The 25871-nt window shown below is 28.7% G+C and carries 25 protein-coding genes; all 25 read right to left on the reverse strand.

All coding sequences use genetic code 11. The features are described 5' to 3' along the window. Positions 1-46: 46 nt before the first annotated feature. Positions 47-1450: a hypothetical protein gene (locus ACTJIW_RS01405; RefSeq protein ID WP_121360153.1), complete on the reverse strand. Its 1404-nt coding sequence runs from the start codon at positions 1448-1450 to the stop codon at positions 47-49. A gap of 9 nt (positions 1451-1459) precedes the next feature. Then, positions 1460-2293 carry a GNAT family N-acetyltransferase gene (locus ACTJIW_RS01410; RefSeq protein WP_121360152.1) on the reverse strand — a complete coding sequence of 278 codons (834 nt, stop codon included), beginning with the start codon at positions 2291-2293 and terminating at the stop codon, positions 1460-1462. 5 nt (positions 2294-2298) lie between these two features. Further along, positions 2299-3207 carry a polysaccharide deacetylase family protein gene (locus ACTJIW_RS01415; protein WP_121360151.1) on the reverse strand — a complete coding sequence of 303 codons (909 nt, stop codon included), beginning with the start codon at positions 3205-3207 and terminating at the stop codon, positions 2299-2301. Positions 3208-3213: 6 nt separating this feature from the next. Next, on the reverse strand, positions 3214-4095 hold the full coding sequence (locus tag ACTJIW_RS01420) for a hypothetical protein (RefSeq protein WP_440715327.1): 882 nt from the start codon (positions 4093-4095) through the stop codon (positions 3214-3216). Continuing rightward, entirely contained in the window at positions 4095-5528 is a 1434-nt protein-coding gene (locus tag ACTJIW_RS01425) for an MBOAT family O-acyltransferase (RefSeq protein WP_121360149.1), read from the reverse strand. Before ACTJIW_RS01425 ends, ACTJIW_RS01420 begins: the two co-directional genes overlap by 1 nt. 32 nt (positions 5529-5560) lie before the next feature. Continuing rightward, on the reverse strand, positions 5561-6694 hold the full coding sequence (neuC, locus tag ACTJIW_RS01430; protein WP_121360148.1) for a UDP-N-acetylglucosamine 2-epimerase: 1134 nt from the start codon (positions 6692-6694) through the stop codon (positions 5561-5563). Continuing rightward, positions 6687-7727 (reverse strand): N-acetylneuraminate synthase, encoded by a 1041-nt coding sequence (gene neuB / locus ACTJIW_RS01435; protein ID WP_121360147.1) that lies wholly within the window; start codon positions 7725-7727, stop codon positions 6687-6689. Before neuB ends, neuC begins: the two co-directional genes overlap by 8 nt. 5 nt (positions 7728-7732) lie before the next feature. Next, entirely contained in the window at positions 7733-8827 is a 1095-nt protein-coding gene (locus tag ACTJIW_RS01440) for an acyltransferase family protein (RefSeq protein WP_121360146.1), read from the reverse strand. Continuing rightward, a complete protein-coding gene (locus tag ACTJIW_RS01445) occupies positions 8814-9497 on the reverse strand; it encodes a cytidylyltransferase domain-containing protein (protein ID WP_433813680.1) in 684 nt (227 codons plus the stop codon). The genes ACTJIW_RS01440 and ACTJIW_RS01445 overlap by 14 nt, the downstream gene beginning before the upstream one ends. A 39-nt stretch (positions 9498-9536) precedes the next feature. After that, positions 9537-10637, reverse strand: coding sequence for a glycosyltransferase family 4 protein (locus ACTJIW_RS01450; protein WP_121360145.1), 1101 nt, complete (start codon positions 10635-10637; stop codon positions 9537-9539). After that, entirely contained in the window at positions 10634-11662 is a 1029-nt protein-coding gene (locus ACTJIW_RS01455) for a glycosyltransferase (protein ID WP_121360144.1), read from the reverse strand. Before ACTJIW_RS01455 ends, ACTJIW_RS01450 begins: the two co-directional genes overlap by 4 nt. Beyond that, positions 11663-12553: a glycosyltransferase family A protein gene (locus tag ACTJIW_RS01460; protein WP_121360143.1), complete on the reverse strand. Its 891-nt coding sequence runs from the start codon at positions 12551-12553 to the stop codon at positions 11663-11665. Next, positions 12538-13329, reverse strand: a complete 792-nt coding sequence (locus ACTJIW_RS01465) for a glycosyltransferase family 2 protein (RefSeq protein WP_121360142.1) — start codon at positions 13327-13329, stop codon at positions 12538-12540. The genes ACTJIW_RS01460 and ACTJIW_RS01465 overlap by 16 nt, the downstream gene beginning before the upstream one ends. Then, positions 13326-14165: a DUF5672 family protein gene (locus tag ACTJIW_RS01470; protein WP_440715326.1), complete on the reverse strand. Its 840-nt coding sequence runs from the start codon at positions 14163-14165 to the stop codon at positions 13326-13328. Before ACTJIW_RS01470 ends, ACTJIW_RS01465 begins: the two co-directional genes overlap by 4 nt. Then, positions 14141-15070, reverse strand: coding sequence for a nucleotide-diphospho-sugar transferase (locus ACTJIW_RS01475; protein ID WP_433813690.1), 930 nt, complete (start codon positions 15068-15070; stop codon positions 14141-14143). The genes ACTJIW_RS01470 and ACTJIW_RS01475 overlap by 25 nt, the downstream gene beginning before the upstream one ends. 7 nt (positions 15071-15077) lie before the next feature. Continuing rightward, complete coding sequence (locus ACTJIW_RS01480; RefSeq protein WP_121360140.1) at positions 15078-15971, reverse strand: glycosyltransferase family 2 protein; 894 nt, start codon at positions 15969-15971, stop codon at positions 15078-15080. A 9-nt stretch (positions 15972-15980) separates the two neighbouring features. After that, positions 15981-16820 (reverse strand): glycosyltransferase family 2 protein, encoded by an 840-nt coding sequence (locus ACTJIW_RS01485; RefSeq protein ID WP_440715325.1) that lies wholly within the window; start codon positions 16818-16820, stop codon positions 15981-15983. Next, complete coding sequence (locus ACTJIW_RS01490) at positions 16817-17848, reverse strand: glycosyltransferase family 2 protein (RefSeq protein WP_121360138.1); 1032 nt, start codon at positions 17846-17848, stop codon at positions 16817-16819. The genes ACTJIW_RS01485 and ACTJIW_RS01490 overlap by 4 nt, the downstream gene beginning before the upstream one ends. Then, entirely contained in the window at positions 17848-19017 is a 1170-nt protein-coding gene (locus ACTJIW_RS01495) for a hypothetical protein (RefSeq protein ID WP_440715324.1), read from the reverse strand. Before ACTJIW_RS01495 ends, ACTJIW_RS01490 begins: the two co-directional genes overlap by 1 nt. Continuing rightward, positions 19010-20137: a dTDP-4-amino-4,6-dideoxygalactose transaminase gene (gene rffA, locus ACTJIW_RS01500; RefSeq protein WP_440715323.1), complete on the reverse strand. Its 1128-nt coding sequence runs from the start codon at positions 20135-20137 to the stop codon at positions 19010-19012. The genes ACTJIW_RS01495 and rffA overlap by 8 nt, the downstream gene beginning before the upstream one ends. Beyond that, positions 20137-20766, reverse strand: a complete 630-nt coding sequence (locus ACTJIW_RS01505) for an acetyltransferase (RefSeq protein WP_121360135.1) — start codon at positions 20764-20766, stop codon at positions 20137-20139. The genes rffA and ACTJIW_RS01505 overlap by 1 nt, the downstream gene beginning before the upstream one ends. Before the next feature lie 96 nt (positions 20767-20862). Continuing rightward, positions 20863-21552, reverse strand: coding sequence for a WbqC family protein (locus ACTJIW_RS01510; RefSeq protein WP_121360134.1), 690 nt, complete (start codon positions 21550-21552; stop codon positions 20863-20865). A gap of 2 nt (positions 21553-21554) precedes the next feature. After that, on the reverse strand, positions 21555-22829 hold the full coding sequence (locus ACTJIW_RS01515; RefSeq protein WP_440715322.1) for an ABC transporter ATP-binding protein: 1275 nt from the start codon (positions 22827-22829) through the stop codon (positions 21555-21557). 30 nt (positions 22830-22859) lie between these two features. After that, entirely contained in the window at positions 22860-23726 is an 867-nt protein-coding gene (locus ACTJIW_RS01520) for an ABC transporter permease (RefSeq protein ID WP_121360132.1), read from the reverse strand. Positions 23727-23848: 122 nt separating this feature from the next. Beyond that, positions 23849-25816: a nucleoside-diphosphate sugar epimerase/dehydratase gene (locus tag ACTJIW_RS01525; protein ID WP_121360131.1), complete on the reverse strand. Its 1968-nt coding sequence runs from the start codon at positions 25814-25816 to the stop codon at positions 23849-23851. Between the last annotated feature and the right edge of the window lie 55 nt (positions 25817-25871).

Consider the following 25871-nt stretch of genomic DNA (forward strand, 5'->3'; position numbering starts at 1 on the left):
TGTTTTTATTGAGTTTAAAGCTTGCACTGATAATTTTGAAAAATAACTATTGTACTAGATCGGATATATATTTAGCTAAATTTTCACTGCAATCCTGTAATGGATACTTAACAATTTTTTCCATCCAAACTTTTTTATCTTTTCCAACTTCATTTGGATCTTCAATCACTTGTTTTACTTTTTCAATTATTTCATTTTTGTGATTAATCCAGCCAACAGCATCTAGTTCATCTAAACTTTTGAAGTGTTGAAATTTGTAAACATCCTCAACTTTATAAACAGAATTATTAATTGGGTTATAATTTAGATATAAACATGGTTTTTGAAATACTGCAAAATCATGAGCCATTGTACTTCCAAAATTTATTACCCCCTCACAATGCCTTATAGTATTAACTAATAATTGCAGATCATTATATGACGGATAAGTTATGCTGAAAGAATTACTTTCATTGCTTCCAAGTCTCCAATCAGGATCTATTGGGAACATAAATGATTTATACTTTCTTAAAACCTCATCAAACCTATCGCTTTTATCAACTGGACATCTTCTAAACAATACTTGAGGTCTAATATCTTCATCAATTTTACTCAATTCACTTCCTAAATCTTCTAAATAATTTTGTTCATAAGGAGATGAACTATCGTTAGCCGAAAAACATATTGTTTTTTTATTTGGATTTAAACCATATTCTGTAAAAAAATCTTCTTTATTCCTAAATAATTTATCTTGAAAATAAAACTCAAATTGCGGCGTACCAACAACCTCAACGTTATCATTCTTAATTTCAGGATATAATAGACATAATTCTGATTTCATTAACTCTGACCAAACAAAATATCTATTATAGCGCGAAATTAATCTGGCTTTGGGTACATTGTCCCACGAAAAAATCACTGTTGCTGTTTTAATTTTTCGTTTTTTTGCAATAACTATAACCGGCGCACTAATTGGTGCTCTTTGATGTAGATTTAAAACAAAATCAGGATTAAAAACATCAAAATCTTTTTCTATTTTACTAATAAATGTACTTCTGGCAATTTCTTTTTCATAGAGTTTATCAAATTTCAATATAGTTTTATATGAGCTTGAAATTGCAGCTCCTAATATTTCTGAGAGTTTCAGAAGTATTCCTTTTTTCCATCCTTTTACTTTATTGTTCCAAAAAGTCATTATGCTATTGTTCGAAAGGATTTCTCTATTTCTCAATAATCTTGCATAAACATTACTTTCTCTCAACAATCTAGCTTTTGGTGATTCGATAAAAGCTGGAATTTGTTTAATAAGTATTATATTGGGCTGGACTAATTTTACTTCTTCAATTGCTTTTTCAGATATTTGATGATAAAGCATTACTTTGCAACCCTGTTTTTCTAATTCAGCAATAAAACTGGAATACAAATAATTTCGAACCGCTACACCATCTGGTACTATTAGTAGAACTCTCATGTTAAGTAATTATAAACTTCCAATTCTACCATGATCAGAAAAGGATCTATGCACAATAAATTCTTTATCCAATGGCTCTTCTGAAAGAAATGTAATATCACAAAAATAATTTTGCTCAACAGGATTTAATCTCCAGGGAATAACACTTTTATAATCTAAAACCCAACCATTTTTTTCTAGCTCTTTTGTTTTAAGATCATTCCATGAAGTAATATAATCTGTCCAAAGGTATCCTAACTTCCATGCCTCTTCTTCCAGTAAATCAATGTTCTCAATATCAACTACCCTTAAACCTCCTGTATTTTCCTGACTTACTGCACGTGAACCATCTTTTAGTTTAATTCCTTTAATTGATGGCTGTTGAAAATAATGAGTATCTTTAATAATTAAATCATCTATTGACACTTCAATCTTTTTACACAAGAATTCAAAATTTTCATCTTTAAAATCAGGATTAATTTTCACATATCTAACTAAATCATAATAACGAATCCATCTCATATTTTTGTATAAGCCGAGACCTGCCTCATTTGCTGCCGTGGCTGCTAAAGGGTAATACTTTCTTGCTAAATTGTAAAGTTTGCCCAAAACTCCTTTTCCTCTACATTCCTCATCGAGATAAACATTGATTATCCATGCAATACCCCCTTGAAAATTTCCTCCAACATGACCAACAATCTTCCCGTTATCATTTAAACAGATAAAAGATTGTCCATAATTAGGATCTCCATATTGCCATTCCCAAAACTTTTTATTTTGCAATGGATGATTCTCTCTGTAAATTCTAGTAAAAAATTCTTGCAGTTTATCCCAATCGTTTATTGTTGCTTCTCTTGTTATCATATATCTTAGCTATTTTTTCCTCCTGGTAAATCGTTACAATCAAATCTATTTAATAAAAGATGATTTTCATTTCCAATATTACTACCTCTTTTTGTGGTAAATCCTAAATTGTAACCTGTATTTTTTGCAATTATAGATACCTCGTCTGTACAGACTTCATCTGTGCCGTATGGATACGAAACCATATTTATCTTTGAATCCGTAAGTTTTTCTAAATATTTCTTACTATGTTCTAACTCAAATCTAATTATTTCCGAATCTGTTAATCCTAGAGGATAGTGGCTGTGTGTATGACTCCCTAGATATTTTTTTTGTCCCAAAACTTGTAAATTTTGATCGCTCATATATAAATCTTGTAAAACCTGTGTTTCATCAAAATAATTATCAAACATTTTATTAATAATCAATTCTTGCTGTTTAAAAGAAAACTTGAAATTTAAAATATACTTTAACTCAGCATTTAAATTAGTATCGTAACGATATATAGCATGCGATTTATTTTTATCCGCATCTGAAAAATCAATTTTAACATTCTCATTAATTTTTACTAGAAATAATTCAGGATCAATTATGGATCTCAATAAATGTATTTTATGAACTGTACTAACTTTTTTATTTTCAAAATTTAAAGTATTTACGAAAAATACTGCCGGTATCTCTAGTTCATCTAATATAGGCAGACTCAAGTCAAACTGCTCCTTTAAGCCATCATCAAAGGTGACAAAAAAGTAATTGTTTTTCGATGGTAGGACTTTATCAATATTATTGACTAAATCAGGTGGATTTATAAACTCTCCTTTATTAGTTAGTAATAATAATTGTTTTTTAAATTCATAAGGAGTTACTCCAAAAATACTGGGGTATTTTGAATTAAAATCCTCTCTGACATAATGATAGTTAATAACTGTAAGCATAAAATATTATTTTTGAAAAAAATCATTTAATATTTTAGCCGTAAAAATTCTAGCTCCAGCATCATTCATGTGTCCGCATGACGAAAAATATTTATCTTCTATAACTACATTTTCATAATTATGAATTTCCGGATAGTTTTTTTTTACTTTTTCGAAATAATTCATTCCCTTCGTATTTTCACATATTGGAGTCATTACTGCAATAAAATTGATATTATTGGCTTTGCAAATACTTTTAATTTCTTCGTAATACTTATTATGAATCAGAGGATTTAAATTTACAATATCATTTTTCATATTTGCATTTTCATGTTTAACCAAAGGATAATAGCCTAGATTATCTAATGTATTTGTCTTTTTTTGAAATGCGGCAAATAGTGTTTCTCTAAAACCAATTTTATTATCGTATTTAATATATCTGTAAAAGGGTAAATAATACAACTCTGCAAAGTCGTTTTCTTCTTTAAAATGTTCTTTAATTATCTCAGAATTGTGAATATAAGGCAGAAATAAAGCAGAAATACCTTCAGCCTGATGATCATTAGATAGATTTAAGTCTGCTTCTAAAACAACATTCTTTATTATATACTTTCTTTCAATCATTAATTTCAACATCAAAGATGCTTCAAATAAATGTCCACCGCTCATTCCGTAATTAAAAGCTTTGAGTCCTTTTTCTTCAAACATTTGTGCAACAAAATGATTATTTGCTCTTGAAGACCCCAAGATCACTACATCATATTTCTGAACTTTTGAATTAAAAACTTTTTCAATTTTCCCTCTATTATTAGAATGCATGAAAATATAAGTATACAATCCATCTAATAAAAATGCTATGAGTATAATAACTAAAATAATCTTAGTTATATAAATTAAAAATTTCTTCATTAAAATTGAAAATATATAAATTCTTTATAATCTGAAAAAGTTCCTAAGGCCATAATCGCTAAAATTGCCAAAGCTACTTTTAGCATACTCCATTTTCCCGAAAGTGGTTCTATTTTATTTCGATTATTCCATTCGATCAAAACAAATAATCCAATCAAAAGAAGTAATTCATAACTGTAACGCTCATTATCTAAATATTGAAAGCTAAAATCTCTGTTTACAAGAACTCGTTTTAAGTACAAAAAAGCATCAGATATTGTTTTTGCCCTAAAAAACACCCAAGCTACACAAGTTATTAGAAAAGTTGAAAAAATACTTAAAAGTACTTTTACTGAATCAAAATTTCGTTTCAACACTATATCCTCAATATTGTTTCTGTTACTTTTCGTTAACAGCAATGGAAGGAAATATACTGCGTTTATAAAACCCCAAGCAATGTATGTCCAATTTGCTCCGTGCCAAAAACCACTAACTATAAAAATTATGAATGTATTTCTAATTTTCATCCATAACCCGCCTTTGCTTCCTCCTAATGGTATATATAAATAATCTCTAAACCATGATGAAAGTGAAATATGCCAGCGACGCCAAAACTCGGCGATATCTCTTGAAAAATATGGGTAATTGAAATTTCTCAACAGATCTAAACCAAATAATTTTGAAACACCAAGAGCTATATCTGAATATCCAGAAAAATCTCCATAAATCTGAAAAGCAAAATATACAGCTCCCATAATTAATGAGAAAGAGTTCATTGAAGTGTAATTATCAAAAATGGCATTTGCATATGGTGCACAAGTATCTGCAATAACTACTTTTTTTACTAATCCCCAAATAATCTGGCAAACTCCTTCTTTGGCCGTCTGAAAATTAAATTCGCGTTTAACTTTTACCTGTGGCAATAAATGTGTAGCCCTTTCTATTGGTCCAGCGACCAAAAGCGGGAAATAACTAACAAATAAGGAATAATCTACAAAATTGTATTCTGCTTTTATTCTTTTAAAATAAATATCGATTACATAGGAAAGTCCGTGAAAGGTGTAGAAGGAAATACCAACCGGAAGAATAACATTTAACAAAATAGGGCTTGCTTTAATTCCCACAGAATTTAATAACTCTGAGAAAGACGATGCAAAAAAATTATAATATTTAAACAGCCCTAAAAAACCAAGATTTACCAGAATGCTCAGCCAAAACCAAAATTTCCGGCTTTTCTCCGATTTTCCTTTTTCTATTTGAATTCCGGTATAGTAATCTAAGAATGTTGAGAAAACTAATAAAAATAGAAATCTCCAATCCCAACATGAATAAAAGTAATAACTGGCGACAATTAGTAAAGCATTTTGCGTGCTTTTGTTTTTATTGAAAACAAACCAATATAGAAAAAAAACAATTGGCAGAAAAATAGCAAATGCTATAGAATTAAAAAACATAGGTACTTAATGTGGTATTAGCAAAAACGCAATTATATATCTCTAAATTGTTTTTGATGATTTAGTAGCCAAATATCGTTTTTCTTTAATGATTGCAAAAACAATTCGTTACTATTTCCTTCACCAAAATCATTTTCAGAAATTTGAACTTTGTGAGAATCGATTTTAGAAAGCGCTTCTTTTATATTTTTTTTTGAATAATCAACATTAATAATATCTGCATGAATTGCTCTGTTTTGCTGGCGTGTTCCAATATTTATAATTGGAATTCCATAATAAGGAGCTTCACGAATTCCTGCACTGCTATTCCCCATTATAAACTGGCTATTTTTTAATAATGTTAAAAAATATTCAAATCGGAGTGACGGAAAAATTCTAAATCTTGTGTTTGCTTCTAATCTTTTAAACTCATCAATTATATACTGACTGCCTAAATCATTGTTAGGAAAAACTACAATGTAATTGTGACTATCTTCGAGTAAAGAATCTACAAAATCAATTGCATATTGTTTCATAGAATGAAACTCAGTAGTAACAGGATGGAACATTACAAGCGCATAATCATCAAACGGAATTACATAATATTTCTTCGCAGTTTCAATAGATGGTAAATTGTTAGAAAACATAATATCTATATCTGGCGAACCAATAGTAAAAATAGATTCTCTTACTTCTCCCATTTGGAGCAATCTTTTAGCTGCCTGTTTATTAGATACAAAATGTATATGACTTAGTTTGCTAACACTATGGCGTATTAGTTCATCTACAGTTCCAGAAACTTCTCCGCCTTCAATGTGAGCTACTAAAATGTTATTTAAAGATCCTACGATAGCACCCGCAAGAGTTTCTACCCTATCTCCATGAACCACAATCATATCAGGATTTATTGTTTTGGAATAACTCGATAAACCTTCAATTGTTTTTGCCAGAGTCAAATCCATAGTCGTTTCATGTGTATGATTTTCGAAAGTAAAAACGTTTTTAAAGTTACAGCGCTCTATTTCGATCAATGTATAACCATAAATTTCTTGTAAATGCATTCCAGTAACGAAAACAAAAACTTCAAAATCCTGCTGTTCTTCGAGAGTTTGAATAAGGGACTTTATTTTTCCGAAATCTGCACGGGTTCCTGTGAGGAATAATATTTTTTTTGAAGAATTACTCAAAATCAGTAAAGTCTAATTGTTCGTCATTTTCAATATCTCTCACAGCAGTTTTTCCAATTATATCATTAAAATATTCTGCTAAAATTTTACCAGTTCCAGGACGTTTAACCCAAATATTCTCTTTCGATAAAATCTCTCCTTTTTTAATTGATTTTATAGAACAAACAGTAGCAAAGGCAAAATCAATTGTAACCTGTTCTTCAAGAGCCGGTTTTTTCGTTCCACCTCTCATTAAGGCAATTTCTGCACTTGAAACAATCAATTCTCCACATACTTTTTCATCCATACTACAAACAATATCTGGGCCTGTTCGCTGCATATGATCTGTAAAATGCCTTTCCAAAATACTTGCTCCAAGAGCGACTGCTCCTAAACAAGCATTATTATTCAAAGTATGATCACTTAATCCAAATATTTTATTTGGAAAAGCATTATGCAGCTCAACCATTGCACCAAACCGAACTAAATGAATAGGAGTTGGATATAAATTTGTGGTATGCAATAAAGCTACTGGGATATTATGTTTATCAAAAATATCAACTGCTTTTCGAATGCTTTCAATTGTATTCATACCCGTACTTAATATTACAGGCTTGCCAAAAGAGGCAATATGTTCTAATAATGGATAATTATTACATTCTCCTGAACCAATTTTGTAAGCTGGAATATCAAATTTCTTTAATCTTTCGGCAGCAGCTCTTGAAAAAGGTGTGGAAATAAAAATCATTCCTTTGCTTTCAACATAATTTTTCAATTCTAGCTCTTCAGATTCATTTAACGAGCATCTTTCCATAATTTCATAAATAGAAACATCTGCATTTCCTGGAATCACTTTTTTTGCAGCTCCAGACATTTCATCTTCTACAATATGAGTTTGATGTTTTACAACCTCAACTCCTGCTCGATAAGCTGCATCAACCATTTCTTTGGCTGTTTTTAAAGAACCTTCGTGATTGATTCCGATTTCAGCAATAACTAATGGTGGAAAATCTGGCCCAATTTTACGACCTGCAATTTCTATATATGGATTCATTCTTTTTAAAATTTATATTTTTCTTTTTTTAATATAAAGGGTTTTTCAAAAAACTTATATGATAAATGTGAAACTAAAATTGTTCCTGCAAATGTAAAAATGTAAAGCATAGAATTTGAGAAAAAATTCAGCCTTATAAAACAGTTTATAAAAAAAACAATAACTATTTGATGGTACATATATAAACCATAGGAAATCTCTCCTAATTTAAAAAAAAATCTGTTTTCCAAAAGTCCAGCAATATCTTTATTCTGAACCAAATTCAATATAATTATTATAAAAAAAACAGCATTCAGAGATGTTTTAAAATAAATTATATAAGGATCAAAAAACAAACTTATTATCATTAGAAGAATACTTAAACAAAAGATATAATTATTTATTATTACATCAATTATTTTGTTTTTATGAAATAAAAAATACCCTCCCAGGGCCCCAAAAGTAAGAGAATCCAATTGAATTGTTTCGATATAACCCCGTATTAATTTAATGTAAACAATATGATCAAAAGAAGAATTGTACATAAATATCAAGACTAAATTATAAAACAGAATTATTCCTAAAAAATATCTTTTTAAATGATCTGTTTTACTAATCAACAGTGGCCAAATAAGATAAAATTGTTCTTCAGTACCTATTGACCATGTTTGTGTGGCAAAAGGAATAAGCTTTATTATAATGAGTACATTTGGCAGAAAAAACATTAGTAAAACAAGAACTTTAACAAATTCAATACTACTTGTATATTCAAGTTTTAAATTTGGAATATTGAATATTTCAAAATTCGGCAAGATAAACAAAGACATTATTACAACAAGGAAATAAAGCGGCCAAATTCTTAAAATCCTTCTAAAGTAAAAGAATTTAAGATTGATTTTTTTATAGTCTTTTTTTTCCTTCAATAATAAAAAAGTAATTAGAAAACCACTTAAAACAAAGAAAAGTGACACACCTAATTTCCCTAAAAATTTTATTGCTTGAAAGCTATTACTATACTCAAAATAAGATTTATTTAATTCAATATGACTAATTATTACGATTAAAGCTGCAATAAATCTTACTCCATTAAGATTTGGAAAATAACCACTACTTTTTTCCATTAATCTTATTATATATAATCTCTGCGTATTCTAAATCTTCGAGAGTATCAATATCAATTTGTGCAAATGGATGATTTACTTCAAAAGGTAATGCATTTTCAGAAATAATAATATCTTTCATGATTAAAGATGCTTTTGAAATATAAAGTAGTCCATTTTCAAAAAAAAGCGGCTCTAAATCTTGACTTCTCTGCCCTATAGTGTAATTAAAAGGCTTAAATTTATTATTAATAATTTTTCCTAATTTTTGATGATTTCTTGAAACAGTAAATACACTGTCCAATTTATCTTTTTTATACTTTTTGAAAGTTTCTTTTAATAAATTCTGAGGTCTTAATGGATTTGTCGGTTGTAATAAAACAACATTTTCTACATCTGAATCAATCGATTCTAAAACATGTTTTAAAGCAGAAACCGTTGGTTCTAAATCTCCCGAAATAGAAAGTGGTCTATCTATAACTTTTACGCTTAGTTGTAATGCAATTTTTTTTATTTCAGCATCGTCAGTTGAAACGTAAATATTTTCTATTACATCACTATTCTCCTTAGCATATAATATTGAATGAACAATTAAAGGAAGCCCTCCCAATAATTGAATGTTTTTTTTATGAATTCGTTTCGATCCTCCTCGAGCTGGAATTATAGCTATTGTCTTCATTTCTTTTTTCAATCTACTAATATTTAAATCTGATCTGGTTTTACAATTTGATTATGCTAATCTTGATTTAGCTTTTTCAATAATTTCATTCATACCTAAATTCCATTTATCAGTTGTATATAAATCTTCTAAAAGAAAATCAAATTTTAGTGGATTTTCTATAAATTCGACAATAGCATTTTCCCACATTTCTACAAAATGCGGGTTTTCAATTAATTTTCCCAATTTTCCATATTGCAATACTTCTGGAATACCGCCCAAAGCAGAAGCGATACAATAGTTCCCACAATGTAATGCTTCGACAAGACTGAGCCCAAATCCTTCATGACATAATGTTGGGAATAAATAACAGTCTGAAGCTTGATAATACTTTGGAAGTTCATCATTAAATATTTTGCCTAAAAACATAACACCATCCATTTCTTTTCTTGGGTTACAGCCAATAACTAATAATACAATTTCTTTATGCGAAGCATAAACTCTTTTCCATGCATCTAAAATTAAATGAAGCCCTTTTTTGGGTCTATCTTGTGAACACCAGATAAACACCTTCTTATCACCAAAACCTAATTTATCTTTCAGTTTAGTTTTTTCTAAATTTGATACCTTTTTAAATTTTTCAGTATCAATCCCATTTGGTAAAATTGAGAAATAGTTTGGCAAGGTATTAATCTGTTTTTTGTACTCTACATAGCTATCATTAGTAAGTAAAATAATTTCATCTATAATTTGATAAAAATTCTGCTGTGAATCTTGATAATTATATGGTGGATAACCATGGTAAAAAAACTGTATATAGCATTGTTTATCAATGCGCTTTGATAGAAGATAGTTTTTAAGAGGTTTTACGATTCCATAATTATCAATGATTTGGATTATATATTTCTCGCTAGGAAAAATAATTTTATCCAAAGCCTCAAAAAATTCTAGATTTTTCTTTTTAAAAAATTTTCGTTGAACTTTATGCCAAAAATTAGAAACAACAAAACTATATTTTATACCATCAAATAATTTTTCGGGTTCCGGACAAACGATATAATCTATTTTATGTTCACTTTCTAAATAACTTTTATAGAGAGTTGTCCAGCTTCCAATTTTTGCAAAAGGCAATGGCACTTGTGATAGCAGAATTACTTTAGGAGACTTATTCATTTTTTATTGTATTTTAATGTCTCATCTCTAGAGAGTCCTTTCATTTGCATACAATAATACCATATTTTTTTTCTAGTTAGAATTTTTGAAAACAATTTATGGCAAAAAATAGTTGCTTTATTTGGAGGTCTATTTTTTTGCAGAAAAAGCGTCTCAAGAGGTTGGAAATCGTTTTGTTTTATATTTTCTAAAATTTCCTTCATCCAGTTTTCTTCAACATTTCCTAAATGGTAAGCAAAATTTTCTTCTGTTGAAAGTCTCCACAATCCCTTTTTTACAACAGGATGATCTAGTAATTTGGCTTCACTATCTCCGCCAAGCACGTAACTGGAACTTTTAATCTCATTACTTTCAAAAACTTCTTTTCTATAAGTTGTTGCAAAATGCCCCGCACCAACAACAGCCTTAAAGTCTCCATTTGATACAGTCAGATACTTTTCGAAATGGATTTCATTATACATATCCGGATTTCCTACGCTTTCTGCAAAAGCTTTTAAAGCAATTGGGTTTTTTACTTTTGTAAATCGAAGCAGTTTTGAAAAAAATAAATCAAACCAAATATTAAACGTATAATTTTTTAAAGATTTTGAAGATGGTGTTGGACAAACTGCTCCTGTTTTTGGAAACTTCTCAAAAACGTTATATGTTTCTAACTGCCATCCATTTAAAAAAAGAACATCACAATCTGTAACAGTTACAAGAAGAAAATCATGTCCCGAAATACCTTTTAAAACAGCATTAAGTTTGCCAATATTGGTAGTGTGAATTAATTCGTTTATGGTTTTATCATGATACAAAGAGTCTAAATAAGATATCACTTCAGTACAACTCCCATTATTAACAATTGTAAAATACGTTTTATTATGACATGTCTTAAAAAGTGATTCTAAACAATGCTGTAATATTTTAAAACTATCTTTAAAGTATCCTTCATGATTAGGGATATAAACAGGTACTATGACCTGATGAAAAAAATCATTGATTTTCTGTACTTTGTCTTTATTAGGATTAAAACCTATTCGCATTTACCTCTTTATTAAAATAAAAATAAATAATTTAATACTTTTCCATTTCATAAACCAAAAAGGATCTAACTTATTTAAAATAATCAAGCTTTTTAAAAAATTAGTTTTAAACATCTTTATCTGATTATGAACTAATTTTTGAATATATACATTGAATTCGGTTTCAGAAATAATCCCTCTATTTTTATACTCAGTTAAAAAATACTTATTAAAAATATTTAATTTTAAATATTCTTGTCTATTAATTTCTGAATTATTCGAAAAATGGATTCTGTATTTTGTAAGCGGTAAATCAACATAATAAAATTTCGTAAAAAAAGATGCTCTATTCCAATACTCTACATCTTCTCCAGCGGCAATCATTCTTTCATTAAAAAAACCAACTTTTTTTATAATTTCTGTCCTACAAAGAGGATAATCACTCACAGTATAATTACCAATCATTTTCATTGATATATTTCCGTGCTTATCTTCTAATTTTCCAGGTCTACCCACATATTTTTCTAAATCTTTATCATTTTCATCAATTAGCTTACAATAATGGTGTGCTAATCCAAATGAAGGATTACTTTCTAAGACATCTAACAGTATTTCTATTTTATTAAATTCCCAAATATCATCATCATCCAGAAATGTAATGTAAGAGCCTTTTGATATTTTTATTCCTTCATTTCTTGGTTTACATGGACCTCCAGAATTTTCAATTTTTATGTAATTTATGAAACTATATTTAGAACATAAATTTTGATTTTCATCTCCAAAACTTCCATCATCAACTACAATAATATCTAAATTTTTATAGCTTTGATTAAGAACGGATTCAAGAGCTTTTTTTAAATAATTATTCCTATTATATGTTGTAATGATAACCGAGACTAATGGCTTTTGCATGCATTTTTAATTTTTTTTAAAACTTTATACATTATTAGAGAAAACTTCCTTTCTTTTAACTTATCGATGTCTTTTTTCAAGAGTATCATGTTTTTATAATCTTCATAATAAATTCCATAATTATTCTTAAAAATCATTTCGTTTTCTTCCATTTGTTTCTTTTCATATGAAATATTGTTACTAATACCTGACAAGTCAAAAAAAGTCAATGGATAACTAACATGATTAAAAACGAAATTATTACTTAAAAAGCATCTTATATAAAAATCTCGGTCAGAAACTATTTTATATTGTTCTGAAAATAGTCCAATTTCATTAAAAACTTTTTTTCTAAAAAATGTACTCTGGTGTGGTAAAGTACCTTGTAAAAAATATAAAGGAGTTAAATAATCCGGGTAATTTTTACGTCTGTCTTCAAATTGGTAATCTCCATAAATGATATCTCCCTTAAAATCCACATGATTAATAAAATCTTCTAAAGAGGTTAAACTGTTAAGAAAGTCACCACTATTTAAAAACAATAAATATTCTCCTTTTGCTATTTTAACACCTTTATTCATAGCATTATAGATTCCTTTATCAGGTTCTGAGACCCAATAATCGATAGTCTCAGTTTGACTTTTTATATATGGGGCACTGCCATCTGTTGATCCTCCATCAATAATTATGAATTCGAAATCTCTCCATGTCTGATTAACAACACTAGCAATCGTTTTTTTTAATCCTTGCAGGTTGTTATAGTTTATAGTAATAATTGAAAGTGTCAGATTCCTCATTTTATTTTATTTAGCCAAAAATCTTTATTTTGTTCATAAGGAACATCATCTCGAAACCAAGCGTGGCATCCAAAAGGGATGCTATTTAAATTCTGATATAAGTAAGCTGGATGCCTGTCCCAAGAAAAAAACAAAGCATCTTTTACTGAAGGAATCTTAAAGCTTTTATTGTTTTCAAACGCTTCTACAAAAAAAAAGTCTTCGTTTAGCTTATAATTCCTAGCATAATAGGAATAATTATTTTTATACCCAAGCATATTTAATGGTAGAAAAACTAATTGTTTAATAAATTGTAATCTATTAATCTTTAAAAATTTTTTCTTTTGTTTAAATAATTCTGAAAAATATTTTATTGGTTTTTTTGATGATAATATTTTTATGAAACTATCAATTTTACGCAGTGAAAAACCACCATTTCCTGCTTTCCAAATTTTTGCACCTAAATAGGGATCACTAACAAATCCTTCAAACCATATTCCTCCTATATAATCGTATTTTTTTTTAGCCCAGTCCAATAGCTCATCTCGAAAAACATAGCAATCAGTATGATAAATAAGCATATACTTATATTTTTTAAAAATCTTATAAAAACTTACATTTAGCATTAACTTATTATAACCTACAATACCTTTAAAATAGGATTTATCTAAATCCATAAAAAGTTCAATATCTGGAAATTTTGTTTTATAGAAATCTAAATTTAATCCATGCGGATGTATAAAATAAATCGAATAATCAGAAAGAATGCTTATACATTGTTTTACAGATTTTATTTCGTAAACATTTAATTCTTCTTTAAATATGGGTATTACTATGCAAATTTCTTCTTTCCCCATAAAATGATACTTTTGATAAGACTTTTTAGATTATATTTTTTATTTTCTCTGATTTTGTAAGCTGTTCTTGTTATATACTTATCAGCATTTTTATTGAATTTGATTTTTCTTGGATGAATAATTTCAGCTATCTCGTTTGTCTTCATACTATCAAAAGGACTTTCCTCAATAGTGTGAGTCGCATCTTCTCCAAACCCTATATTGGATATTAAATTTACATTGGGAACAATCGTAACTCCCTGATTATTCCAAACACAAAAATTCCATTGATAATCCCAAGTATCAATTTTTTTATTTTTGACTTGTTCGAATATTGAAATCCAATAGTCACTAAAAACAGCTCTATTATCAACTTTATTAATTATTTTGTTATTTTTAAATTCATCTAGCTTTTTTAACTCAAAATCATATAAATCCCAGGACCTTTTCCATGTTGCCCACCCCCAAATGTATGCATACTGAGAAAAAAAATAAGAAGCATTTCCTATTTGTTTTCCTCCCTGAAGATTACTCCCTCCAATAGCAAAAACACTTTCATTCTCTTTATATTTATTTAAAAGCTCCTCACAATATTTAAAAAAAGAAAAATGCGGAAGACAATCATCTTCCAATATAATTCCTTGCTCAACATTTTCAAAAAACCAAGTTATGGCCTCTGATACTGCAAGTCCACAACCAAAATTTTCATCTCTAAATAAGGTTTTTACTTCGCAGTCCCAATCGATATTATTAATAATAATTTCTCTGGTTTTTCTACATTTTTCATATTCTCCGTCGATATGCTTACGTGCTCCATCGGCAGCTATATATAAAAATTTTGGTTTTTGTTTTTTTATTTCTTCAAAAACTCTGGAAGCAGTATCGATCCGATTGAATATTAGAAATAGAATAGGAGTTTCAAACATAATTAAATTAAAAAATACTCATAAAAATTCTTCTCACCAATTTAGCAAATGCAATAAATTGAAAGTTTAACAGGTATCGCTGTAATAAAAAAATCCACTCACTAAAAAATAGTTTTCGATACTTTTTTACTGCAATCTCATAGTTCATTAATAGTTCTAAGCGTTGTGTTTTATTAAACAAATGTATATAATCTGCAATCACATCTTTAAAAAAAACTGTATTTGTTTCCTGTTTCAAGAGTATATTTGACTGTCCAGAAATATTTATTGCAGAAATTCGAAAAAACACTATTGATTCATTTATTGTATAAATTAATTTGCCATCGGCAAAATCTAAGAACGCCTTATGATCACTGCACCAAGCTAATGGATAATTTTTAAAACCAAATTTTAGATAAACTGCTTTTGAAAAAATATATTCTGAAAGTGAAGCTCTTGTGATTCCTTTAAAAATTCTAACCAAAGAATCCCCAGCCGATTCCCACACAGGATGTGTATAAGCATCTGAAATATCATTTGTTTCTTCTAATACAACTTTTGTTGCAAATCGTATTACGTTTGATTTCTCGTTAAAATCTTTATAATTTTTATACCAATTTTCAATAACTGTTTCTTCTAAGTAATCATCATCACCTAAAATCATCAGCCACTCTTCTCCATTAGAAAGTTTAATACATCTTTCCCATTGCTGCGTTAAAGAAATGCTTCCAAGGTTTGATTCAAAACGGTGATATACGAAATCAATCTTTTCCTTATACTTTTTAAGTAATAAAGCTGGATTTTCTGGACTAGCATCATCACCAATGTAAACTTTAAATCGTTTATCAGTCTGAAGTGCTAAAGACACTAAAGTTTCCTCAAAAAAAGTACGTTTGTAATAGGGGATTATTATTCCTATCATGCCTATTTTTTATTTTTTATAAATACCAAATAGAGAAAAACCAAAAAATCTAGAACAAAAAGCATCAATAACAAATTTTTCACTTTTTAGTAGTTGGTTGTTTTCATTTTTTGCATTTTCTACATTTTCGAGTAATTTTTGAAAAGAGCCTAATTGTTTAACAAAAAAATCGGCATGTTTAATACTTATGTATTCATATAAATAATTTATTTTGCCCTCATCTAATTGCTTGAGCATAGAAGTCTCTTTAATCCTATAATAGAAACCAATTTCATCTAAACATTTTACTTCACCGCCATTCTTTAAAATAGCAATCCAAAACTCCCAATCTTCCCATCCATATATCATCTTTACGTCGTAACCTCCAACTGTTTGCCAATCAAACTTTCGAAACATTGCTGAACAGAAAATCAAATTTCTTTGACATAAAAGTAATCGAGAAAATTCCGGCAATTCCCAAATGCCAAAATCATCTCCAAATTTCTCCGCTTTACAATACACAACTTTTATATCATTATTCTCTTCAAAAGATTTTATTGCTAAACTAATGTATTCAGAAGATATTCTATCATCTGCATCCAAAGGAAGAATAAAAACACCTTTTGCACGTTCGATTCCGTAATTTCTAGCGCCACTTAAACCACTGTTTATTTTTTCTAAATAAATAAATCTAGAATCTTTTTCGGTCCATTTTTCTGCTATTTCTTTAGTATTATCTGGACTGCCATCATTGACAATAATACATTCCCATTCCTGATATGCTTGATCTAAAACTGACTGTAATGCTTCATCTAAATATTGAGCTTGATTATAAGAAGGGACTATAATTGAAACTAATTGTTTTTTCATTTTACCTTGTAATAAAATAGCGACTTAACAAGCAACTTAAATTCATCAGCAATTCTAAATTTCACCTCGAGTTTTGATTTTATTTTAAAATATTGAATATACAATGTTGGTGAAAATCTTTTAGCTTTAAAAAAATATCTCTTCATCAATTTATACTCGAAATCAAAAAAATATTTTTTAAAATTCTGAAATTCAAAAAAATGTTTTGAATTAGCCAAAATCATTTTTCTACGTAATTCAATAAAAACTTCAATTTCATTGAAAGTATAAAAAATGCTTCCTGTCATTATCTTTTTTAACAAATTAATTTCAGTGCCATCTAAGGAAGATTCTAAACATTTTAAAGCTTGAATTCTTGTTTCTAATGTTAAATTACTTTGCTCTTCAATTCTTTTTTGAGAAACTTGTGCATTATGTATCCTATATCTTAACAATTCTTGCTGCAAATTATGTAGTTTTCCTTTAGCCATCAATCTAACCCATAAATCATAATCTTCTGCCGGCTCTTTTGTTTCATCATAGAGTAGTGAAAAATCTACTAAGGTTTGCTTTCGAATCATTACAGAAGGATGTGCTATACAATTTCTTTCCAGTAATGCCAACCTAATATCTTCATTCTTTTCAGGTACTATAATTCTATCTTCTGTTCCTATGATTGTAAAATTTGATCCGCACAAAACAACATCTGGATTTAACTCTAAAAAAGTAACTTGCTTTTCAAATCGTATCTTGACACTTACATCATCACCATCCATTCTAGCAATATATTTTCCTTGAGCCAGCTGTATTCCCAAATTTAAACTATCTGTCAAACCTTTGTTAATTGTTTTCTCAATCAGCCTTATTCTTTCATCACTATATGTCTTTATTAAGTGAACTGTTTTATCAGTAGAGGCATCGTCTATAATCAAAAATTCAAAATCATCAAAAGTTTGATTTAGAATACTATCTATTGCTCCTTTAATATATAATTCGCAATTATATACAGGCAACAATACAGTTATTTTGGGATTTTTATTATTGTACATTATTCCTCTAAAAATATTTTCTCGATGGTTTCGACATTTTTGAAAATATCACGATTGTCATAAACATCTTGAAATTGCTTTTTTGAAAGCGATTCAGCCACTTCAAAATCATACAAAACTTTTTTACTGGCTTCGACAAATGATAATAAATCTTTATAATGAGGGTAAATAACATTTTCATCTAATCTATTTATTTGTTGATTTTCACCTATAAAAAAATCCCAAAAAAGCTGAGGAGTTCCTGTCAAACAAACTTCTAATCCTGCATAACCAGCTGGTAAGTTATTATATCCCTGAAACCAAACCATATCTATTTTTTCTTCCAAAATAGTTTTTTTCATATCAATCTGATGTCCTCTAAAATGAATTTTTCCATTTAAATCAAGATTATTAATGTAACGATCATATCCAGCATATTTAACATCTCCAACTCCAAATATGTGCAATTCTATATTCAAACCCTGATTTAACAAAACCTGATAAGCGTATAAAAAAGGATCTAAAGGTTTATCTCTATGTAATCGGGTAAATATTCCTACTTTCTTTGTTTCATTATTTTCATTAAATCCCCATTTATTATATTCTTTTGTAACGGTTAGACTCAGATACAACATTTGATATTTATAATCACTAAAACCTTCAAATTCATATTCTATCTGTTTTAAACTATCAAAACCGCCTATAAATAGATATCGATTATTCTTTTCAAAATCTCTGTAACTTTCAGATTGAAATCTTGAAGACATAACAAAAATTAATATTTCTTTAAAATAATCCTTTAAAATAACTGGTGATAAATATTGATATACATATTCTCCCATGAACACTACTTGGTCGTAATTATTAAAAAGAAGAGTAAGATTTTTGCTGTTTTTTTTCTTTATCTTTTTATTTAATATCTTATTCAATAATCTTTTTAATATTTTAGTGCCCAGTCTATTTTCTAATTGTACCACAACATCTTGATAAAAGAGAATTTTAGAGCCTAATCTGAGATGTTTTTCGTAAAAATAATCAGGCAGATCCAATCTGGTATTTAAACCGGTCAGACTTAACAGGGTTACTTCAAATTTATTTTTATTTAATGCACAATCTAACTCATACATCTCTCGTTGTGCACCATTGTGGTAAAAATCAGAAACAACAAATAATATCTTTTTCTTACTCATTCTTAATTATAGTTACGATTAATTCAATATCCGCATTTGACAACTCATAATAAAATGGTAATCGTAATAACCTGTCAGAATAATGATTACTCCAAAACAACTCTTCCCCTTTATATTTGTCTGCATAATATGAACTTCTATGTAAACTCAGATAATGAAAAACAGCATGAATTTGATTATTTTTCAAGCGAGAAATACATTCATTTCTTTTTTCTAGAGACTCAAAAACCAAATAAAACATATGTGCATTATTTGTGGCATAATTTGGTATTTGCGGTAATTTAAAACTACTGTTGATATCTTTTAAACCATTATAATACTGTGTCCAAATTTCTTTTCTATTTACCTGTATCTTATTTAGTTGTTCTATTTGCGCCCAAAGGAAAGCTGCAATAACTTCGGATGGTAAAAATGAGGATCCTATATCTACCCAGCCATACTTGTCTACTTCTCCTCTGAAAAAAGCAGATCGATTAGTTCCTTTTTCCCATATAATTTCAGCTCGATTGGCAAATTGCATATCATTAATGGCTAACATTCCGCCTTCTCCTGAAATAATATTTTTGGTTTCATGAAATGAAAAAGCTGCTAAATGTCCTATAGATCCTAAAGCTTTTTTTACACCATCTTTCCCTGTATAAAAACTATCTACCGCCTGGGCAGCATCTTCTATAACAAATAAATTGTATCGATTGGCTAATTCCATTATAGTATCCATATCACAAGCAATACCTGCATAATGCACAGGAACTATAGCTTTGGTTTTAGGTGTTATTAAAGCTTCTAATTTAGTAGTATCTATATTAGGGTTTTCTTCACTTGAATCAGCGAATATAATCTTTGCTCCTCTTAGTACAAATGCATTTGAAGTAGAAACAAAAGTGTATGAAGGAATTATAACTTCGTCGCCGGGCTCTATATTTATTAAAATAGCAGCCATTTCTAGTGCATCTGTACAAGATGTTGTCAACAAACATTTTCCGTAACCATACTTTTGTTCAAAAAAATGCTGGCACAATTGTGTGTATTTTCCATTTCCTGATATTTTCCCGGAAGCTACAGCATCCTCAATATATTGAGTTTCTTTACCTGTTAAATATGGCTTATTAAAATTTATCATTATCGTATAAATCGTACCGGACTCCCCACATATAAACCTTTTTTATTTATAGATTTTGTGACTAGTGATCCAGCTCCTATTTGAGTTTTAGCTGTAATATTAATATTATCTATTATTGTCGAATTTATTCCTAAAAAACATTGTTCTTCGATTATTGTAAATCCCGCAACGGCAATTCTTGGTGATAAGAATGAGTGGCTACCAATAATAACATCGTGTGCAATTGTGCAGCCAATATTTAAAACTGTATTTTCTTTAATTATTGCATTAGTATCAACGATACAACCAGGATAAATTACTGTACCTTTTTCTATTATTGCTGTTGAATCTATCAAAGCCGTTGAATGTATAATTTTGCCAAAAGGGATTTTTATCTGAAATTTTTCGAATATTTTTTTTTTTTCTGCCAAATGTTTGTATCCAATTCCAATCAGCAATTCATCAAATTGTTTCAATTCAAAAGCTTTTTCGACATCCTCTGTTCTTCCAATTATGGGAATACCGTTTACTATTTTTTCTTCGGAAAAATCATCAAAAAACACTACACTACTATAATGTAAATCAGATAAAGCATAATATGCTAATTGCCGTCCTAAATCTCCTGAACCAATGATTGCTAATGTTTTCATATTAATATCGGTTTCTTTAATTGTAAAAAAGATATTATTATATTAGTACTATCAGATAAAATATTATTTCTGTCAAATATATTTGATTAAGCATTTTTAGCTTTTTTTTAAAAAATCAACTGCATTTTTTCCCTCACAAAAAATCAAATCCAAAACAGACACATGATGCTCAAAAGGATCTTGTAACTGCTGATATTCTGGATAACCTGAGTAATCAAAATAATGGACTTTTATACCAGCTTCATTAAAAACCTTTTCATCCATATAAGATTTAGCGGAGGGACCTGAATAATAATCTGTTCCATTTAAATTTAGACAGATATCTGCTAATCGTTCTGAACGTTCTTCTTTCAGTCTAAATTCAGAAGAAAACCTAATATTTGATTCTATTTTTAATATTTCACAAATAGCAGAAATGAATCTAAAATTTATTTCTGTTAAATAAAGTGATGTGGAATTAAGGTATAATTCTTCAAAAAAATCTTTAAAATCTATAAATTTTTTAGATTTAGAATAATTAGTCTTAATACTATTCCAGTGATCTACATTCCATTTTTTATCTGAAATTTTGGTTTCATTTATCTTTTGAAAATATTTGCCTTTTACTTCAACAGGAATTGTCAACCATTTATTACCATTAGGTGTTTTAATAATATTTCTGTTTCTCCAATCTCTTTTGGTAAACTGCATATCATCATATATTACAAATTCATCTGATAAAGCAATAGCATCAAAATAGCCTTTCCACGGGATATAATTAGATTGAGTAATAACTATTTTTTTCATTTTTAAATTTTATTATTCAAGCTCCAAGTCAACGAAGGTCTAATAAAACCATTGACTTTTCCTAAATATCCAGATTCCCTCTTAACATCCTTTACTTCAAAAGTTAATAACTCTTCATCACTAAATAGTTCTTTCATTTCATTTGTATGAAAATAACAGTAAATTTGATATACGTCGTCGTTCAAAAAATTTGCTGGGATTCGACAGCTAATATCTGTAAGTTCCCCAATCTTACAATCAAATTTACCTCCTGAACCAAATACTACATCACCTTTTATGGTTAGCAAGTCATATCCTATAGAAATTCGTTCATTCTTTGTTTTATTGACAATTTTAATTCTAAAGTCGACTGCAGATGTGACATCAATAACTTCATTTTTATCCTGGGTTGATGCATTTTCGATTGCGGCATAAAGAATTTTTATATTTTCATTTCCTTTGGCCTTATCAATATTATCAAAACTAATGATTCGTTCAGAAAAAGAATTGCTTTGTAAATATTCCGATATTACTTTAGTTGGATTTCCATTTCCAAAAATACTTCCATTATTCATACTGATAACTCTACTACAAAGTGTTTCAACAGCTGCCATATTATGACTCACAAATAAAACGGTTCTACCTTCTCCTTTGGAGATATCCTGCATCTTTCCAATTGCTTTTTTCTGAAATTCAGCATCTCCAACGGCCAGAACCTCATCAATTACTAAAATTTCAGGCTCAAGAAAAGCTGCAACGGCAAATGCCAAACGAACTGTCATTCCAGAGCTATATCTTTTCACAGGAGTATCTATATAACGTTCACAACCAGAAAATTCAATAATTTCATCAAGTTTTGTGGTGATTTCTTTTTTAGTCATTCCTAAAATAGCACCATTAAGAAAAATATTCTCTCGACCGGTCATTTCTCCATTAAATCCAGTCCCAACTTCTAATAGAGAAGCAATACGTCCTCGAGATTTTATACTTCCTGTTGTTGGTGCTGTAACTTTTGAAAGTATTTTTAAAAGAGTTGACTTTCCTGCTCCATTTTTACCTATAATTCCTAAAACTTCACCTCGTTCTACTTCAAAATTTATATCCTTTAATGCCCAAACATAATCCGAATTGCCTTTTGTAGAACGATCATTTGTATCTCCAATTTTTAAATACGGATTTTCTTTTCCTCGTATTTGATGCCACCAGCGATTTAAATCATGACTGAGTGTCCCAGTACCTACTTGTCCTAAACGATATTGCTTAGAAATATTTTCAGCCTTTAAAATAATATCTTTCAAATTAAACAGGTTATTAATGATAAAAATAATTTAAACAGTATCTATAAAACTCTTTTCTGTTTTATTAAAAATTAAAAGCCCAACAAAAAACACAATCATCGTTACTATAATTATATATAAAAGTCCAGTAATAGATATCTCTCCAATATTTAAAAGCATAAAACGTGAAGCTTCAATTACATAAGCGAGAGGGTTAAGTTCGACAAGCCATCGAAATTTTGGCAACTTTTCTCTAACAAGTTCCATGGGATAAATTACCGCAGATAAATACATTAATAACTGTATCCCAAAACCAATTAAATTTGAAAAATCTCGATATTTAGTAACTAAAGAAGAGATTAACATTCCAAGTCCTAGTCCCAAAATTCCCATAATAACAATTAATAATGGAAAAAAAACGAGCCATATATTTAGATTCAAATCTGCTCCATTAAAGTAAAAATAGATGTAAAAGAAAACAAAAATTAAAAATTGAATTCCAAACTTTATCAGATTAGAAATTACAACTGATAGTGGTGTTATAATTCTTGGAAAATAAACTTTTCCAAAAATCGCAGCATTTGTTTTAAATGTATCTGAAGTTCCTGTCAAACAGGATGTAAAATAATTCCAAACTGTTATTCCTGCAAGATTAAACAGAAAAGGAGGAACTGCTCCTGTAGAAATTCCCGCAACATTATTAAATATTATAGTAAACGTAACCGAAGTAAATAAAGGCTGAATTAAATACCACAAAGGACCTAAAATTGTCTGTTTATAAACTGTAATAATATCTCTTTTAACAAACAAAAGAAGTAAATCACGATATTGCCAAATTTCTTTAAAATTAAGTGATAAAAATTTATTCTTGGGTTTTATTTCAAACAGCCAATCATCTGACAATTTTGTATTATTCATTTTTAATTAGTTATCTTTTATTTAATAGGTTTTTTACTATTTTAAAAATTATTTAAAATACAAAGAGGTACTTAAAAAGCACCTCTTTTATATAATAAATCTTAAAAGTAGAATTCAAAAAGTTATTTATCTAAAACCTCAAAAGTAGAATTCATGCTTTTGAATTCCGGAACAATTTTTTTCATTTTTGCAACAATATCATCATTTTCATAAAAATCTGCAATACCAATCAGCTCATCAATATCAATATGCAAATCTTCATATTCATCTTGAATTTCCTGAGCAATCATAATTTTATTATGATACGTTGGTAATGTTTTAGAAGTATCATTTAATAATTCTTCATATAACTTTTCTCCAGGTCTTAATCCAACAATTTTTATTTTAATCTCTTTGTCAGGTATAAATCCAGCAAGTTTTATCATCTTTTTAGCCAAATCAAGTATTCGAACTGGTTTACCCATATCAAAAATGTAAATCTCTCCACCATTACCCATCGCACCAGCTTCTAAAACTAATTGACAAGCTTCTGGGATAGTCATAAAATATCTGATGATATCTTGGTGAGTTATGGTGACTGGTCCTCCTTCAGCAATTTGCTTAGTAAACAAGGGTACTACAGATCCATTAGAACCTAAAACATTTCCGAAACGTGTCGTAATAAATTTAGTTACTCCTGGAATATTTTCTTTTTGATTTTTTAAAGATAAAGATTGTACATATTTCTCAGCTATTCGCTTACTAGCTCCCATAACATTGCTTGGGTTAACAGCTTTATCTGTCGATACCATTACAAATTTTTTCACATGATATTTACAAGATAAATCGGCAAGATTTTTTGTCCCTTTTATATTTGTTAAAATAGCTTGCGATGGATTTTCTTCCATTAATGGAACATGTTTATAAGCTGCAGCATGATAAACCACATGTGGGTTGTAATTTTTAAATACTTTTTCTAATGCCTTTTTGCTTTTTACATCAGCAATCACTGCTACAATTTTAGCTGAGGAATTCATACTAAGGGTTTCTAAACACAAATTGTGCAATGGGGTTTCAGCATGATCCAGAATAATAATTGTTTTAGGATTAAAACCAAGAACCTGCCTTACTATTTCACTTCCTATTGATCCGGCAGCACCAGTTATAAGAACTGTTTTATCTTTTAACTGTTTAGAAATTGATTTACTGTCTAACACAATTGGTTTTCTTTCTAATAAATCTTCAATCTGTATGTTTTTTACTTTTTGGGAAATCTCTTTTTGATTTTCCCAATCTGAAATCAAAGGAACTGTATAAACTCTATAGTTAAACTCCAGACATTGATCAACGATAATTAATTGTTCATCTTTTGTTAAACTTTTATCAGCAATAATAACTCCTTCAGCAGCAACTGAACGCATTAAAGCAGGAAGTTTTTTTCTTAAAATCAAAATTGGCAAATCTAACATACGTTTAGATGCATTTTGATTATTTTTATCTACAAAACCAACAATTTTAAATCTAGATGGTGTTTCAAATTTTAATGCATTAGCCACAGAAATTGCATTAGCATCTGTTCCATAAATTACAGTTCTGATTAGCTTTGAATTTGTTTTTTCAGAAAAATACATTTCGAAAGTCTGTTTTACAATTACTCGATATAAAAACAAACCACAAAATGATAACACAAGATTAATAAATAATGCCGTATTTAAAAATGCCTTGTGCCCTGTATATAATTCGAATACTAAATTAAAAAACAAGAAAAACACTAAAACCGACATTTGTGAAAACAACAGCTTTATGGCATCTATGTAAGATGAGTGCCTTATAATTCCTGAATATGTTCTAAATAGCCAAAAGAAAAATATATTTACAAAAAGTAATCCCCCAACAAAAGCAAATTGATGTGAAGTAATTATATACCCCAATGCTGTTCCTTCGAAAAGCATATAAGTAAAAGAAAATGAAAAAATAAGAACCATTACATCAATTGCAACGATAATCCATCGAGGCAAATAACTAAGATTATTAATATTTGCTCTTAAATTCCTTGGGGACAAAGAATTATATAATATCGACGATATTTTGTTTTTATTATCTGTATCCAATTTGGTTTGGTTTAATTTTGTAAACTTTGTCTTTCTTACAAAAATACAAATTAAA

The organism is Flavobacterium sp. 22659, from assembly GCF_052044235.1.
Classification (GTDB): domain Bacteria; phylum Bacteroidota; class Bacteroidia; order Flavobacteriales; family Flavobacteriaceae; genus Flavobacterium; species Flavobacterium johnsoniae.

What these genes read in the sequence shown, in the direction of transcription:
- ACTJIW_RS01405 (WP_121360153.1), bottom strand. Translation starts at nt 1,450, where the DNA reads ATGAGAGTTCTACTAATAGTACCAGATGGTGTAGCGGTTCGAAATTAT.
- ACTJIW_RS01410 (WP_121360152.1), bottom strand. Translation starts at nt 2,293, where the DNA reads ATGATAACAAGAGAAGCAACAATAAACGATTGGGATAAACTGCAAGAA.
- ACTJIW_RS01415 (WP_121360151.1), bottom strand. Translation starts at nt 3,207, where the DNA reads ATGCTTACAGTTATTAACTATCATTATGTCAGAGAGGATTTTAATTCA.
- ACTJIW_RS01420 (WP_440715327.1), bottom strand. Translation starts at nt 4,095, where the DNA reads ATGAAGAAATTTTTAATTTATATAACTAAGATTATTTTAGTTATTATA.
- ACTJIW_RS01425 (WP_121360149.1), bottom strand. Translation starts at nt 5,528, where the DNA reads ATGTTTTTTAATTCTATAGCATTTGCTATTTTTCTGCCAATTGTTTTT.
- neuB (WP_121360147.1), bottom strand. Translation starts at nt 7,727, where the DNA reads ATGAATCCATATATAGAAATTGCAGGTCGTAAAATTGGGCCAGATTTT.
- ACTJIW_RS01440 (WP_121360146.1), bottom strand. Translation starts at nt 8,827, where the DNA reads ATGGAAAAAAGTAGTGGTTATTTTCCAAATCTTAATGGAGTAAGATTT.
- ACTJIW_RS01450 (WP_121360145.1), bottom strand. Translation starts at nt 10,637, where the DNA reads ATGAATAAGTCTCCTAAAGTAATTCTGCTATCACAAGTGCCATTGCCT.
- ACTJIW_RS01455 (WP_121360144.1), bottom strand. Translation starts at nt 11,662, where the DNA reads ATGCGAATAGGTTTTAATCCTAATAAAGACAAAGTACAGAAAATCAAT.
- ACTJIW_RS01460 (WP_121360143.1), bottom strand. Translation starts at nt 12,553, where the DNA reads ATGCAAAAGCCATTAGTCTCGGTTATCATTACAACATATAATAGGAAT.
- ACTJIW_RS01465 (WP_121360142.1), bottom strand. Translation starts at nt 13,329, where the DNA reads ATGAGGAATCTGACACTTTCAATTATTACTATAAACTATAACAACCTG.
- ACTJIW_RS01470 (WP_440715326.1), bottom strand. Translation starts at nt 14,165, where the DNA reads ATGGGGAAAGAAGAAATTTGCATAGTAATACCCATATTTAAAGAAGAA.
- ACTJIW_RS01475 (WP_433813690.1), bottom strand. Translation starts at nt 15,070, where the DNA reads ATGTTTGAAACTCCTATTCTATTTCTAATATTCAATCGGATCGATACT.
- ACTJIW_RS01480 (WP_121360140.1), bottom strand. Translation starts at nt 15,971, where the DNA reads ATGATAGGAATAATAATCCCCTATTACAAACGTACTTTTTTTGAGGAA.
- ACTJIW_RS01485 (WP_440715325.1), bottom strand. Translation starts at nt 16,820, where the DNA reads ATGAAAAAACAATTAGTTTCAATTATAGTCCCTTCTTATAATCAAGCT.
- ACTJIW_RS01490 (WP_121360138.1), bottom strand. Translation starts at nt 17,848, where the DNA reads ATGTACAATAATAAAAATCCCAAAATAACTGTATTGTTGCCTGTATAT.
- ACTJIW_RS01495 (WP_440715324.1), bottom strand. Translation starts at nt 19,017, where the DNA reads ATGAGTAAGAAAAAGATATTATTTGTTGTTTCTGATTTTTACCACAAT.
- rffA (WP_440715323.1), bottom strand. Translation starts at nt 20,137, where the DNA reads ATGATAAATTTTAATAAGCCATATTTAACAGGTAAAGAAACTCAATAT.
- ACTJIW_RS01505 (WP_121360135.1), bottom strand. Translation starts at nt 20,766, where the DNA reads ATGAAAACATTAGCAATCATTGGTTCAGGAGATTTAGGACGGCAATTA.
- ACTJIW_RS01510 (WP_121360134.1), bottom strand. Translation starts at nt 21,552, where the DNA reads ATGAAAAAAATAGTTATTACTCAATCTAATTATATCCCGTGGAAAGGC.
- ACTJIW_RS01520 (WP_121360132.1), bottom strand. Translation starts at nt 23,726, where the DNA reads ATGAATAATACAAAATTGTCAGATGATTGGCTGTTTGAAATAAAACCC.